Source organism: Frondihabitans peucedani (assembly GCF_039537585.1).
In the GTDB taxonomy this organism is placed as follows: Bacteria; Actinomycetota; Actinomycetes; order Actinomycetales; family Microbacteriaceae; genus Frondihabitans; species Frondihabitans peucedani.
The window spans coordinates 255,717-268,428 of the sequence record NZ_BAABAU010000003.1 but is presented as its reverse complement, the minus strand read 5'-3'; the positions used below and the strand labels follow the sequence as shown (position 1 = coordinate 268,428).

General features: G+C 71.2%; 14 protein-coding genes. 7 read left to right on the top strand and 7 right to left on the bottom strand.

Going from position 1 to position 12,712, the window contains the following annotated elements; translation table 11 throughout:
- Positions 1-37: 37 nt before the first annotated feature.
- Positions 38-346 (top strand): helix-turn-helix domain-containing protein, encoded by a 309-nt coding sequence (locus ABD733_RS12720; protein WP_344796764.1) that lies wholly within the window; start codon positions 38-40, stop codon positions 344-346.
- 74 nt (positions 347-420) lie between these two features.
- Here ABD733_RS12720 and ABD733_RS12715 read toward each other — a convergent pair whose 3' ends face one another.
- From ABD733_RS12715 to ABD733_RS12695, 5 genes are all read right to left on the bottom strand, one after another.
- Positions 421-714, bottom strand: coding sequence for a hypothetical protein (locus ABD733_RS12715; protein WP_344796762.1), 294 nt, complete (start codon positions 712-714; stop codon positions 421-423).
- A 111-nt stretch (positions 715-825) separates the two neighbouring features.
- On the bottom strand, positions 826-1,650 hold the full coding sequence (locus tag ABD733_RS12710) for a hypothetical protein (RefSeq protein WP_344796760.1): 825 nt from the start codon (positions 1,648-1,650) through the stop codon (positions 826-828).
- A gap of 10 nt (positions 1,651-1,660) precedes the next feature.
- Entirely contained in the window at positions 1,661-2,422 is a 762-nt protein-coding gene (locus ABD733_RS12705) for an ABC transporter ATP-binding protein (RefSeq protein ID WP_344796758.1), read from the bottom strand.
- Complete coding sequence (locus tag ABD733_RS12700) at positions 2,422-3,234, bottom strand: ABC transporter permease (RefSeq protein WP_344796756.1); 813 nt, start codon at positions 3,232-3,234, stop codon at positions 2,422-2,424. Before ABD733_RS12700 ends, ABD733_RS12705 begins: the two co-directional genes overlap by 1 nt.
- Before the next feature lie 94 nt (positions 3,235-3,328).
- Positions 3,329-4,021: a phosphocholine cytidylyltransferase family protein gene (locus ABD733_RS12695; protein ID WP_344796754.1), complete on the bottom strand. Its 693-nt coding sequence runs from the start codon at positions 4,019-4,021 to the stop codon at positions 3,329-3,331.
- Positions 4,022-4,376: 355 nt separating this feature from the next.
- Between ABD733_RS12695 and ABD733_RS12690 the strand changes: the two genes are divergently transcribed.
- The 3 genes from ABD733_RS12690 (at position 4,377) to ABD733_RS12680 (ending at position 8,257) form a co-directional block, all read left to right on the top strand.
- Positions 4,377-6,329 (top strand): ABC transporter ATP-binding protein, encoded by a 1,953-nt coding sequence (locus ABD733_RS12690; protein ID WP_344796752.1) that lies wholly within the window; start codon positions 4,377-4,379, stop codon positions 6,327-6,329.
- Positions 6,305-7,870, top strand: coding sequence for an ABC transporter permease (locus ABD733_RS12685; protein ID WP_344796750.1), 1,566 nt, complete (start codon positions 6,305-6,307; stop codon positions 7,868-7,870). Before ABD733_RS12690 ends, ABD733_RS12685 begins: the two co-directional genes overlap by 25 nt.
- 111 nt (positions 7,871-7,981) lie before the next feature.
- Entirely contained in the window at positions 7,982-8,257 is a 276-nt protein-coding gene (locus ABD733_RS12680) for a DUF3039 domain-containing protein (protein ID WP_344796748.1), read from the top strand.
- Between the two features lie 13 nt (positions 8,258-8,270).
- Here ABD733_RS12680 and ABD733_RS12675 read toward each other — a convergent pair whose 3' ends face one another.
- A complete protein-coding gene (locus ABD733_RS12675; protein WP_425552924.1) occupies positions 8,271-9,527 on the bottom strand; it encodes a nicotinate phosphoribosyltransferase in 1,257 nt (418 codons plus the stop codon).
- Positions 9,528-9,602: 75 nt separating this feature from the next.
- Here ABD733_RS12675 and murI point away from each other — a divergent pair, with 75 nt between their 5' ends.
- Genes murI through ABD733_RS12660 form a run of 3 tightly spaced genes read left to right on the top strand, consistent with a single transcriptional unit; the run spans position 9,603 to position 11,866 of the window.
- Entirely contained in the window at positions 9,603-10,454 is an 852-nt protein-coding gene (gene murI, locus ABD733_RS12670; protein ID WP_344796744.1) for a glutamate racemase, read from the top strand.
- Between the two features lie 27 nt (positions 10,455-10,481).
- Entirely contained in the window at positions 10,482-11,234 is a 753-nt protein-coding gene (rph, locus tag ABD733_RS12665; protein ID WP_344796742.1) for a ribonuclease PH, read from the top strand.
- Positions 11,234-11,866, top strand: a complete 633-nt coding sequence (locus ABD733_RS12660; protein WP_344796740.1) for a non-canonical purine NTP pyrophosphatase — start codon at positions 11,234-11,236, stop codon at positions 11,864-11,866. The genes rph and ABD733_RS12660 overlap by 1 nt, the downstream gene beginning before the upstream one ends.
- 99 nt (positions 11,867-11,965) lie before the next feature.
- Here ABD733_RS12660 and ABD733_RS12655 read toward each other — a convergent pair whose 3' ends face one another.
- Positions 11,966-12,658, bottom strand: coding sequence for a DedA family protein (locus tag ABD733_RS12655; protein ID WP_344796738.1), 693 nt, complete (start codon positions 12,656-12,658; stop codon positions 11,966-11,968).
- Between the last annotated feature and the right edge of the window lie 54 nt (positions 12,659-12,712).

The window sequence follows — 12,712 nt, the reverse complement described above, 5'->3', positions numbered from 1 at the left end:
TCTGGACCTGCAGCGCCCTGTGGCGCGACCATGAGGCATGCCTCAGCCGTCTTCCGAAGCCGCTCGCCTGTTCGGTGAGCGCGTGCGCGACGAGCGGCTGCGCCTCGGCCTCAGCCAGGACGAGGTCGCCCACCTCGCCGGCATGAACGTCTCGAACTACGGCAAGATCGAGCGCGGGATCGGGAACCCCGTGCTCCACACCATCGTGCGGCTCGGAACGGTGCTCGGGGTCGATCCCGCCGTCTTCGTCACCGGCATCGGAGCGGACGCTCTGCCGCCCCTCCTGGAGGCGTTCAGCGCGGCCGACTTCGTCGACGAGCGCCGCAGGCGGCTCGGCCGGGGCTGATCCCTCGGGCGTTGACCTGCCCGCCCTCGGCTGTCGTTCCCGCCGCCGCCGCCCGGCCGCCTGGCGCGCCCGGCTCAGAAGCTGAACCGCCACAGGTACTCCTCGCCGTCGGGTCGGAGCCAGCTGACGACGGCGACCGTGCTCCGGGCAGGATCGTCGCCGGTCTCGAGACCCAGCAGTGTCAGCGTCGCGGCCGAGCCCGGAGGCAGCAGGGGGATGAAGACCGGCACCAGGTAGCCGGGCCCGAGGAGCGACACGCGGAAGCCGCGGACGTCTTCATCGCCCAGGTTGACCACGCGATACAGGCGGGGTGCGTTCTCTCGATCGATCCAGAAGGGGACGGCGTAGGCCGGCGGGTGACTGCTCATGCCCCGAACCTAGGAGGGGCGTCCGACGTCGCGACGCCAGGCCTGTGAGCGACGAGAAGACCGTGGAGAACCGGGTCGTTCAGGGTGCCTGGGGAGGGGAGGCGGGTCTGCTCAGCGGCTGGGTCCGCGGAGGGGGAGGTCGGAGGGGAACGTCGTCGGAGCCGGGCCGAAGGCCGACCGGGAGCTCGAGACGACCTTGCGGCCGAGGGTGTGGTTGCCGATCCCGCCGACCACCGCACCGATGCCGAAGGGGATCGCGCGGCCGACGATGCTGGCGCCCTGCGCCCTCACGAAGCGGCCGATGAACCTCTTGCGCACCATGTCCGAGATGCTCGACATGGCGGCCTTGGGGAGCCGCTGAGCGACGAGGTCTCCCCAGAAGGCCTGGCGCGCCGGGCCCTTGCCGATCGCCTCGCCGGCCAGCTGACGGACCAGGTCGGCCCCGGGACCGCCGAGCATCATCGCCATCACGATCGTGCGAGCCCGCTCGGGATCAGACACGGCGATCCCGTGCACCTCCGTGACCGACTGCGCGTAGAGGGCACTCGCCTCGAGGAAGTACGCGGTCTCGACGCCCGACAGGGCGAGCGAGACCCCGATGCCGACGCCGGGGATGACGGCGCTGGCCCCGACCGCGGCGCCGCCGGCGGTGACGGCCGTCAGGTACTCGCGCTCGAGGGTCCGCAGGATCTGCGCCGGGGTGTGACCGGGGTGACGGCGTCGCAGCGCACGCACGTGCGCCTCGACCACCGGGTGCTGCACGGTCAGGACGCGGTTGAGGCTCCGCTGCCAGCGCGGGTCGTCTTCGTCGCCGCGACCGAGGTCCGTTCCGACTGCCCGGAGCTCGTCGCCCTGCAGCGGCAGAGCCCTCTCGAGGTCGGTCTGGCCGGGGCGGGCGGCGTCGTCGGCCGGCTTCTGGTTCTTGTGGCGTCGCATCCTGCGGACACTACGCCTTCGTCTTGGGAGCCAGGTCGGCGTTGTACCGATCGAGCGCCTCATCGATGGGGCCGTCGAAGACGAGTGCCCCTCGGTCGAGGTAGAGGCCGCGCGTGCAGAAGCGGCGGAGGTCCTTCTCGTTGTGCGACACGAAGAACAGCGTGCGGCCGCCTGCCAGCATCTCCTCGATGCGGGCGTAGCACTTCTCGCGGAACGACCGGTCGCCGACGGCGAGGACCTCGTCGACCAGGATGATCGGCTCGTCGAGGCGCGAGATCACGGCGAACGCGATCCGCACCTTCATGCCGCTCGACAGGTGCTTGTACGGGGTGTCGACGAACGCCTCGATCTCGGCGAAGTCGATGATCTCGTCGAAGCCGGCGTCGATCTCGGCCCGGCTCATCCCGTGGAGGCCAGCGGTCAGGTAGACGTTGTCGCGGACGCTCAGATCGCCGACGAACCCGCCCGTGATCTCGATCAGGGGAGCGACGCCCTCGCGGACCACGACCCGGCCCTCGTCGGGGATGACGACCTCGGCGACGAGCTTGAGGAGCGTCGACTTGCCCTGGCCGTTCCGGCCGACGACGCCGATCGCCTCGCCCGGCTGCACGTCGAACGACACGTCGCGGAGAGCCCAGAACTCGCCCGGCCTCGTCCGGCGGCTGCTGTCGGCGAAGAGGTCTTTGAACGAGCGCCGCGCACGCCGGTTGCGGCGGAACCGGATTCCCGCGCTCTCGACGCGGATGACGGGGGAGACGGTGGTCGCCGGCATCAGATCTCTTTCAGGACGGCGCGCTCGGAGGCTCGGAACACCAGGATCCCGGCGGCGAGCACGACGAAGCAGACGATCGCGCCGATCACGACCTCGCCCACCCGGAGCTGGTCGGGGAAGAAGGCGGAGCGGTACAGGCCGAAGATGCCGCTGAGGGGGTTGAACGACGCCGCCAGATGGAACGACTCGGGCAGGTTCTTGGTGCCGTAGATGATCGGCGACGCGTAGAAGAGGAAGCGCAGGATCAGCTTCACCGCCCTCTCGAGGTCGCGGAAGAACACCACCAGCGGCGCGATGATCAGCCCGAGCCCGGTGATCAGGACGCCCTGGAGCACGATCGCCACCGGGAAGAACACGATCTGCCAGTGCACATGGGCGCCGGTGACCAGGGCGAAGAACGCGAGCACCGGCAGGCTGAACAGGAACTCGATGCCCTTCGACCCCACGATCCTGTTCACCCAGATCGTCCGGGGGATCTTGGTCGAGCGGACCAGCTTCGCATCGGCGGTGAACGCCTTGGTCGCGTCGGAGACGGCGCCGTTGAACCACTGCCAGGCCAGGATGCCGCTCAGCAGGAAGACGATGTACGGCGTCTCGCCGACGTTGCGGTGGAACACCTTCGTGAAGACGAAGTAGTAGATGCCGCTCATCAGCAGCGGGTCGAGGATCGACCACAGGTAGCCGAGAGCGCTCGTCGAGTAGCGGACCTTGAGGTCGCGGCTGGTGAGCAGCCACAGGACCTGGCGGTACCGCTTGAACCCGGTCGCGCGGGGTCGCCTGACGGTGTCGGCTCTCTCAGAAACTGCGGTCACGGGTGTCTCCTGCGGTCAGGGACATCCCGTGAGCCGGGCCGCTCGCGAAGCTCCCGGAGCGGAGCGGTGCGAGGCGGCCGGTGCCGCGCCCGAGTCAGACGAAGAGGTTCGCCCGCTCGAGGTCTTCGGCGAAGTCGACCTCGACGGCGTAGAGGTCGGAGATGTCCACCGGTACGAAGCGTAGGCCATTCTGCTCGATGCCCAGCTCGATGCCGCGCTCGAAGTAGTCCTGGTTGTCGACGCGCCCGAGCTGCCGCACGAGAGCCGCCTTGTCGGACTTCGACACGAAGTTGATGCCCACGGCTTCACCGAGACCGTGCTTGACCTGCTTGGAGAGCTCGTCGATGAAGCCCTCGGCGTCGGTCGTGTACTTGACCTCCTCGTCGGACACGCTCGAGGTGTTCACCGAGACGAACGACTGGTCGGAGGCGATGAACGGCGCTGCGCGCTTGAGAGCCGCAGGATCGAAGACGACGTCGCCGTTCATCCACAGCACGCTCGACGAGCCGGTCGCCTTGAGCGCACGCATGAGGCTCTTCGAGGTGTTGGTCTGGTCGTACTGCTCGTTGTAGACGAAGCTCGCGGTCGGGAAGGCCTCGACGATGTGCTCGTACTTGTAGCCGACGACGACGGTGATCTTCACGTCGGCACCGAAGGCGGCGCGGATGTTCTCCATCTGCTGCTGCATGATGGTGCGGCCGTCGGCCAGCTCGGTCAGGCACTTCGGCAGGGAACGGCCGAGGCGGGTGCCCATGCCTGCTGCCAGGATGACGATCTGGGTGCTCACGGTCTGACTCCTTGTGGTTGGTCTGCGTCTGATGGGTCTGCTTCAGACGGTCTGCGTCTCGCGGGACTGCGTCTGACGGTGCTGGCTGTCCCGGCTTCGAGCCGGAGACTGCATCGTCTGTTCACCCGCTGTTCGGGTTCGTCTGCGAACCTCGGAGAGGCCGACCCGACGGTTTTCTGGTATCGGACACGTCGCTGTGCATCCCGAGCCTACGCGACAACCCCGAACCGGGGGACGGATTGACAGGGAGTCGTGTCCTTAATGTGACGCGCCCTCATCAGGTGCGACCTCGGATCGGCCGCGAATCGGTGACCGCGGCCCGGGTGGACCGGGGGACAATTGGTACGGTTGGACGATGACCGAGTCCGAGACTTCCGGTGGGCAGGGGCCCACGCAGACGGACGAGCTCGGGCGGACGCGCAGCGACCACGACGCGTCCACGACTGCCGCCCGCGAGGAACGACTCGCGGCGGCGCAGCAGGGGGACGAAGTGACAGATACCGACGAGACGACGGGCCAGGCGGAAGCCGAAGTCGAGACCGAGACCGCGGGATCCGGATCGGGGAGCGCGGTATCAGCGGAGCCCGAGACGGCGGCCAGCACGACGCCGACGCCGCGCAAGGCACCCGCGCGGAAGACACCGAGCTCGGGCGCTGCGAAGCCCGGTGCCGCGAAGGCAGGGGCGACTGCGGCTGCGAAGACCGCGGCTGCGAAAACGGCCGCTGCGAAGGCGGGCGCTGCGAAGACCGCCGCCGCCAAGACGACCGCCGCGAAGACGACGGCCGCCAGGACGAGCGCTGCGAAGACGGGCGCTGCGAAGAGCGGCGCCGCCCGCACGACCGGCTCCGCCCCGCGCACGACGACCCCGCGGGCGACCGCTCCGCGCGCGACCGCTGCCGAGGACGCGACCGCTGCTGAGGGCACGACCGCTGGCGAGGGCGGGGAGCCGACGACGACAGAGGGCGCGGTCACGCGCCCGACCCCGCGGACCACGACCCGCAAGCCCGCGACGACCCGCCGTCGCACCTCCCCGTCGGCGTCGCCGAAGCCGGAGGTCGGCGAACCCGTCGAGCCTGCCGAAGTCGTCACTGCGCCCGTGGTCGTCGCGCCCGCAGTCCCCGAGCCCGAGCCCCAGCCCGAGCCCGAGGTCGTCGAGGCGGAGGCCGCTGAGCCCGAGACGGCTGCACCCGAGGCCGACGCGCCCGAGGCCGCTGAGCCCGAGACGGCTGCGGCGGAGACCGTCGAGACGGAGACCGAGGCGCCCGATCCTGCGCCGGTCCAGGCTTCTGAACCCGTCGAGGCCGGCCCGTCCGGGGTGTCGAACGCCGCCAGCCGCGTGTCGTCGTGGTGGAGGTCTGCGCGCACCAGCGTCACGGCGCGCCTCGAGGAGGCCCGCGCAGCTCGTCCCGCCGAGGCTCCCCGACCCGCCGAGGCTCCCCGACCCGCCGTCGAAGCAGCGCCCGCCGCCGTCGTCGACAGCGCCACCACTCCCGAGCCCGCCGCAGCCCGCGTCCCCTCCGACTCCGAGGTCCCGGCCGACGCCCCCGTCGTCCTGTCGATCTCGGGCCTCGTGAAGCGCTACGGCTCGACCACCGCCGTCGAGGGCGTCAACCTCGACGTCCGGGCCGGCTCGTTCTACGGCATCGTCGGCCCGAACGGCGCCGGCAAGACCACCACGCTGTCGATCGCGACCGGGCTCCTCCGCCCTGATGCCGGGAGCGTCACGATCCTGGGCACCGATGTCTGGGACACGAAGGACTCCGCGAAGGCCAAGCGCTCCCTCGGAGTCCTGCCCGACCGGCTGCGGCTGTTCGACAAGCTCACCGGCGCGCAGTTCCTCTACTACGCCGGGCTGCTGCGCGGCCTCGACGCCGCCACTGCCCGCAAGCGCTCCGCCGACCTGGCCTCCGCCTTCGGGTTGGAGGACGCCCTCGGGCGCCTCGTGAGCGACTACTCGGTGGGCATGACGAAGAAGGTCGCTCTGGCGGCCGCGATCATCCACTCGCCGCGGGTCCTGGTGCTCGACGAGCCGTTCGAGTCGGTCGACCCGGTGTCGGCGGCGACGGTGACCGAGATCCTGCAGCGCTACGTCCGTGGCGGCGGCACCGTGCTCCTCTCGAGCCACAGCATGGACCTCGTCGAGCGCATCTGCGACTCGGTCGCCGTGATCGTCGACGGGCACGTCCTCGCTCAGGGCACGGTCAACGAGGTGCGCGCCGGCCGGAGCCTGCAGGAGCGGTTCGTGGAGCTGGCGGGCGGCGAAGCGGCGACGGAGGGGATGGAATGGTTGCACAGCTTCTCCGACTGAGGATCGTCGGGATCGGCAACCGCCTGCGCTTCGGGCTGAGGCCCGCGTTCTGGACCGTCGTGATCCTGCTCGTCGCGCTCGTGGCGTCTCTCGTCGTCGCCGCGCTCGCCAGTCAGCTGCGGTTCGCGCCGCTCGGCGAGGTCGAGGCGCTCACGACGGGCGCGGGCTCGCTCCTGCTCGTCGCCTTCTTCGTGGCCCCCTTCGCCGCCTCGAGGCCGGCGTGGAGCGATCCGCGGCGCCTCTTCGGCTACGGCGTGTCCACCGACCGGGCTGCCGCGGGGCTCGCCCTCGGCGGCGCGATCGGCCTGCCGGCGCTGGCGCTCGTCATCCTGGCCACCGGCTACGTGCGGTCGTGGAGCGAGGGCACCGGCATCGCCTGGCTCGCCGTCGTCTCGTCCGTGCTGGCCGGCGTCACGGCGCTCCTGCTGGCGCTCGTGGCGTCGACGCTGTCGGCGATGAGCACCACCCGGCGCTCGCGCGACCTCCTCGTCGCCGGAGGGATCGTCCTCGCGATCCTGCTCGTGCCCCTCGTCGTCGACCTGGTGCGGGTGCTGCTGCCCGGCGGATACCCGGGCTCGAGCTTCTGGACCTCGGCCCTCGGCTGGACGCCCTTCGGCGCCGCCCTCGCTCTTCCCGCGCACGCGGCGACCGGCGACACCGGCCGGGTGATCGGCGGCCTCGTCGTCGCCCTCGCGAGCATCGGGCTGCTCTGGTGGGCCTGGCGCTCCCTCGTCGAGCGCGCCCTCCACAGCACCCCGGCACCGGCTGTGAGCGGAGAGCGCGTCGGCCTCGGCTGGTTCGACTTCACCCTCGGCACGCCCACGGGAGCGGTGGCCGCGCGGAGCCTGACCTACTGGGCGCGAGACGCCCGCTACCGGTGGTCTCTCGTGATCCTGCCGTTCCTTCCGCTGCTCGTCGTGCCGCTCGGCATCGCCGGGATCGACTGGTCGATGCTCGCGCTCGTGCCGGTGCCTCTCATGTGCCTGCTGCTCGGCTTCCTCCCGCACAACGACGTGTCGTACGACAACACCGCCCTCTGGCTGCACATCGCCACCAACACCGGCGGTCTTCCCGACCGGGTGGGCAGGATCGCGCCGCCGCTCGTCATCGGCATCCCGCTCAGCGTCGTCGGGAGCCTCGTGGCCGTCTGGCTGCACGGCGACTTCGGCGCGTTCGGCGCGGAGTTCGGAGTCTCGTTCGCCCTGCTGCTCAGCGGTCTCGGGCTGTCGAGCATCCTGTCGGCCGCCCTGCCGTACGCGGCGGTGCGCCCCGGTGACGACCCGTTCCAGCAGCCGCAGACGACCGGGTCGGCTCCGGGCTGGTCGCAGTCGATCATGTTCGGCGGCGCGGTCCTGCTGTCGGCGCCCACCGGGTGGCTGGCCGTGATGGCAGCGATCGACGGCCGGGTCGGCCTGACCGCGCTCGCACTCCTGACGGGCCTCGCGACCGGTGTCGTCGTGCTGGTGGCCGGGATCCTGATCGGGAGCAGGATCTTCGCGCACCGCGCGCCCGAGCTGCTCGCGTTCGCGCTCCGCAGCTAGCTGCGGCCGGTCGGCGCCGTACGACGGCAGCCGCACCGGTCCGCGGACAGGTGCCGACGCCGACGCGCCCCGCCGCTCGGCCCGCGCCACCGACCGGCGTACCATGGGGGCATGAGCGACACAGGTATCGGAGGCGACGTCCAGGGCGGCGGCACGGACGTGCTCGACCGCGAACTCGAGAAGCTCCTCAACGAGGAGTCCATCGACCCCGGCGACCACGAGCGGTTCTCGCACTACGTGCCGAAGAACAAGATCATGGAGTCGGCCCTGAGCGGCAAGCCCGTCAAGGCGCTGTGCGGCAAGAAGTGGACTCCGGGGCGCGACCCCGAGAAGTTCCCCGTCTGCCCGACCTGCAAAGAGATCTACGAGAAGATGAAGGGCGAGTAGGGCCCGGGCCCTCTCACACCACCTCGTACCGCGTCGGGATGATCGCCTCGCCGCGGCCCAGGCTGAACGCGGCCGGCGGCAGTTCGCCGACGGCGGCCTCCCGGTGGCTCCGAGCGGCGAGCACGCCCTCCGGGCCCAGCCAGCGCGGGTCGATCTCGCCGCCCGTCACGAGCGGCACGAGCAGGGTGCGCTCCGAGGCACCCACCTCCTGGCTCCCGACCCGGACGATCTCCGCCGAGGCGATGCCGCCTCGGCGCGCTCGCACCGGGAACTTCCGCCCGCCCACCGTGGCCTTCTCGGCCGACTTCTTGCCGACCGAGACCCAGCGGCCGTCCGCGTCGTGGTGCGCCACGAGCTTGAAGACCATCGACGCCGCAGGATGCCCGGAGCCGGTCACGACGCTCGTCCCGACCCCGTAGCTGTCGACGGGTGCCGCGCGGAGGGCCGCGATGGTGAACTCGTCGAGGTCGTTCGTGACCGTGATCCTCGTCCCGGTCGCACCGAGCGAGTCGAGCTGGGCGCGCACCTCGGCGACCAGCTGGGGGAGGTCGCCCGAGTCGATCCGGACGGAGCCGAGCTCGGGCCCGGCGACCCGAACCGCCGTCTCGACGGCCTTCGGGATGTCGTAGGTGTCGATGAGCAGCGTCGTCCCGGGGCCGAGGGCGTCGACCTGGGAGCGGAAGGCGTCCTCCTCAGAGTCGTGGAGCAGCGTGAAGGCGTGGGCCGCGGTGCCCATGGTGGGGACGCCCCACAGGCGCCCGGCCTCCATGTTGCTGGTCGCGCCGAATCCTGCGATGAAGGCGGCTCTCGCAGCAGCGACGGCGCTCCACTCGCCCGTGCGGCGGGAGCCCATCTCGGCCAGCGGGCGGCCGTCGGCGGCCGACACCATGCGGGCGGCGGCGCTCGCCACCGCCGAGTCGTAGTTGAACACCGACAGGGCGAGGGTCTCGAGCAGGACGGCCTCGGCGAAGCTCGACTCCACCACCAGCAGGGGCGAGTTCGGGAAGAACACCTCGCCCTCCCGATAGCCCTGGATGTCGCCGGTGAAGCGGTAGTCGGCGAGCCAGTCGAGCGTCTCGCTGCCGACGACGTCGGCCTCGGCCAGCCACGCCAGCTCGTCGTCGCCGAAGCGGAAGCGCGAGAGCTGCTCGAGGAACCGGCCGGTGCCGGCGACGATGCCGTAGCGACGGCCGGCCGGGAGGCGCCGGGTGAAGACCTCGAAGACGCTCCGCCGGAGGGCGGTCCCGTCGCGGAGCCCCGCGTCGAGCATCGTGAGTTCGTACCGGTCGGTGAGGAGCGCGCTGGTCACCCGACCAGCCTAGGCCGCCGGGTAGGCTTGAGCACCGTGACGGACGCACCCATCGGAGTCTTCGACTCGGGAGTAGGCGGGCTCACCGTCTCCCGGGCGATCATCGATCAGCTCCCGCGCGAGTCGATCCTGTACGTCGGCGACACCGAGCACTCGCCCTACGGGCCGAAGCCGATCGCCGCGGTGCGCGAGTACGCGCTCGCCGTCATGGACGACCTCGTCGCGCAGGGCGTGAAGCTCCTCGTCATCGCGTGCAACACGGCCTCCGCGGCGGTGCTTCGCGACGCGCGCGAGCGCTACACGGGCCCGCACGGGATCCCCGTCGTGGAGGTGATCCAGCCCGCCGTCCGCGCCGCGATGAAGGCGACCCGCACCCAGCGCGTCGGCGTCATCGGCACCGCCGGCACCATCCGGTCGCGCGCCTACGAGGACGCGTTCGCGGCCGCTCCCGACCTCGAGCTGCTGACGCGCGCCTGCCCCCGATTCGTCGAGTTCGTCGAGGCCGGCGACACCTCGAGCGCCGAGCTCCGAGCGGTGGCCGAGGAGTACCTGGCGCCCCTCCGCGACGCGGGCGTCGACACCCTCGTGCTCGGCTGCACGCACTACCCGCTGATGTCGGCTGCGATCCAGTACGTGATGGGGCCCGATGTCCGGCTCGTGTCGAGCGCCGAGGAGACGGCCGCCGACGTCTACTCGACCCTGGTGGCGCACGACCTCCTCCGCGAGAGCCCCGAGCCGCCGGGCTACGACTTCCAGGCGACCGGAGCCGACCAGGCCGGCTTCATCCGGCTCGCCAAGCGCTTCCTCGGCCCCGAGGTCCAGGCCGTCAGCCACCTCGAGACGGGCACGATCGATCTTCCCGCGGGGTTCGCCCGCGGGCACCGCTGAACCACAGCACCGACGCAAGGAGACACCATGACCACTCGCGAAGACGGCCGCCAGGCCGACGACCTCCGCCGCGTCACCATCGAGAAGGGCTGGAGCGCCCAGGCCGAGGGCAGCGCCCTCGTCAGCTTCGGCAGCACGAAGGTGCTCTGCACCGCCTCGTTCACCAACGGCGTGCCGCGCTGGCTCACGGGCAAGGGCAAAGGCTGGGTCACCGCCGAGTACGCGATGCTGCCGCGGGCCACGAACTCCCGGAACGACCGCGAGAGCGTCAAGGGGAAGATCGGCGGGCGCACGCACGAGATCTCCCGTCTGATCGGCCGCAGCCTCCGCGCCGTCGTCGACATGAAGGCCCTCGGCGAGAACACGATCGTGCTCGACTGCGACGTGCTCCAGGCCGACGGCGGCACCCGGACGGCCGCCATCACCGGCGCCTACGTCGCCCTCGCGCAGGCCATCGAGTGGGGCCGCGAGAAGAAGTTCATCGGGCAGAAGGCGACGCCGCTGCTCGACAGCGTCTCGGCCGTGTCCGTCGGCATCATCGACGGCGAGCCGATGCTCGACCTCGCCTACGTCGAGGACGTCCGGGCCGAGACCGACATGAACGTCGTCGTCACCGGCAGCGGCAAGTTCGTCGAGGTGCAGGGGACCGCCGAGGGCGCCCCCTTCGACCGCGACGAGCTGAACCTCCTGCTCGACCTGGCGCTCGCGGGCGCCGTCGACCTCGCAGGCATCCAGCGGGCGACCCTCGAGGCCACCGCTCTCGACGGCGCGGGCGCCTGATGGTGAAGGTGGTGCTCGCCACGCACAATGCGCACAAGGTCGACGAGCTGAGGCGGATCCTGGGCGAGGCCCTCGAGGGGATCGAGCTGGTGACGTACGAGGGTCCCGAGCCGGTCGAAGACGGCGACACCTTCGAGGCCAACGCGCTGATCAAGGCCCGGGCGGCCGCCGCGTACACCGGGCTGCCCGCCATCGCCGACGACTCGGGCATCGCGGTCGCGGCTCTCGACGGCGCTCCCGGCATCCACTCGGCCCGCTACGCCGGCACCCGCGACGACGGCGACAACCTGCGCCTCCTGCTCGAGAACTTGGGCGACGCGACCGACCGGCGAGCGACCTTCGTGTGCGCGGCCGCGCTCGTCGTGCCGCCGCCCGTGGGCGCGGTCGGGCCCGACGGCCCCGCCGAGGCCGCTGAGAGCGACGAGTCGGTCGAGCTCGCCGAGTGGCCCGGGGTCGTGCTGACAGCCCCCGCAGGATCAGGCGGCTTCGGCTACGACCCCGTCTTCCGGCCCGACGACGCCGACCGCTCGGCGGCCGAGCTGACCGTCGCCGAGAAAGACGCGACGAGCCACCGGTCGCAGGCGTTCCGGGCCCTCGCGCCGAGGATCGCGGCGCTGGCGTCGGCCGAGTAGCCCGCCGCCGGCAGTCGCGGTGCGGCTGCGGCGCGGCTTGCGCTGCGGCTGCGGTGCGGCTGCGGCGCGGCTTGCGCTGCGGCTGCGGCGCGGCTCCCGCTACGGCTGAGCGGGCGACGTGCCGTCGGCGTCCGCGGCCGCGGCGCGCTTCGCCTTGCGGCTCGTGCGGAAGACCTGCAGCAGAGCCGGTACGACCGAGAGGACGACGGCCCCGAGCAGGATCAGGTCGATGTAGTCCTCGACGAACTTCGCGACCGGCGGGATGTGCCCGATGCCGAACCCGAGCATCGTGATCCCGAAGCCCCAGGCCACCGCGCCGATGGCGTTGTACAGCGAGTACTTCCGGTAGTGCATGTGGGCGACGCCCGCCGCGATCGGCGTGAACGTGCGGACGACCGGGACGAACCGGGCCAGGATCACGGCGAACGAGCCGAACTTCTCGAAGAACGCGTTGGTGCGCTTGACGTTCTCCGACGAGAAGAGGCCGCTCTCCTTCCGCTCGAAGATGCGCGGACCGATCTTGTGGCCGATGAGGTAGCCGAGCTCGCCGCCGAGGAACGCCGCCACGGCGATGCACAGGGCGATCAGCCAGATCGGCAGCCCGAGGCCGTACGAGTCTTTGGCGGCGATGACGCCGGCGAGCACCAGCAGGGTGTCGCCCGGGAAGATGAAGCCGACGAGCAGGCCCGTCTCGGCGAAGATGATCGCGCAGATGCCGAGCACCGCCCAGGCGCCGAAAGCGTGGATGAGAGCCTCGGGATCGAGGAAGGAAAGCGTGGCCAGCGGCAGCATCAGGAGTTCTCCGGTGATCGATTCGCAGCTGTCGTTCGAGAGCCTGTGATCCCG

Coding starts and splice junctions, on each gene's coding strand:
- ABD733_RS12705 (WP_344796758.1), bottom strand. CDS start 2,422: ATGCCGGCGACCACCGTCTCCCCCGTCATCCGCGTCGAGAGCGCGGGA.
- ABD733_RS12720 (WP_344796764.1), top strand. CDS start 38: ATGCCTCAGCCGTCTTCCGAAGCCGCTCGCCTGTTCGGTGAGCGCGTG.
- ABD733_RS12710 (WP_344796760.1), bottom strand. CDS start 1,650: ATGCGACGCCACAAGAACCAGAAGCCGGCCGACGACGCCGCCCGCCCC.
- ABD733_RS12690 (WP_344796752.1), top strand. CDS start 4,377: ATGACCGAGTCCGAGACTTCCGGTGGGCAGGGGCCCACGCAGACGGAC.
- ABD733_RS12715 (WP_344796762.1), bottom strand. CDS start 714: ATGAGCAGTCACCCGCCGGCCTACGCCGTCCCCTTCTGGATCGATCGA.
- rph (WP_344796742.1), top strand. CDS start 10,482: ATGACCACTCGCGAAGACGGCCGCCAGGCCGACGACCTCCGCCGCGTC.
- ABD733_RS12675 (WP_425552924.1), bottom strand. CDS start 9,527: ATGCTCGACGCGGGGCTCCGCGACGGGACCGCCCTCCGGCGGAGCGTC.
- ABD733_RS12685 (WP_344796750.1), top strand. CDS start 6,305: ATGGTTGCACAGCTTCTCCGACTGAGGATCGTCGGGATCGGCAACCGC.
- ABD733_RS12660 (WP_344796740.1), top strand. CDS start 11,234: ATGGTGAAGGTGGTGCTCGCCACGCACAATGCGCACAAGGTCGACGAG.
- ABD733_RS12680 (WP_344796748.1), top strand. CDS start 7,982: ATGAGCGACACAGGTATCGGAGGCGACGTCCAGGGCGGCGGCACGGAC.
- ABD733_RS12655 (WP_344796738.1), bottom strand. CDS start 12,658: ATGCTGCCGCTGGCCACGCTTTCCTTCCTCGATCCCGAGGCTCTCATC.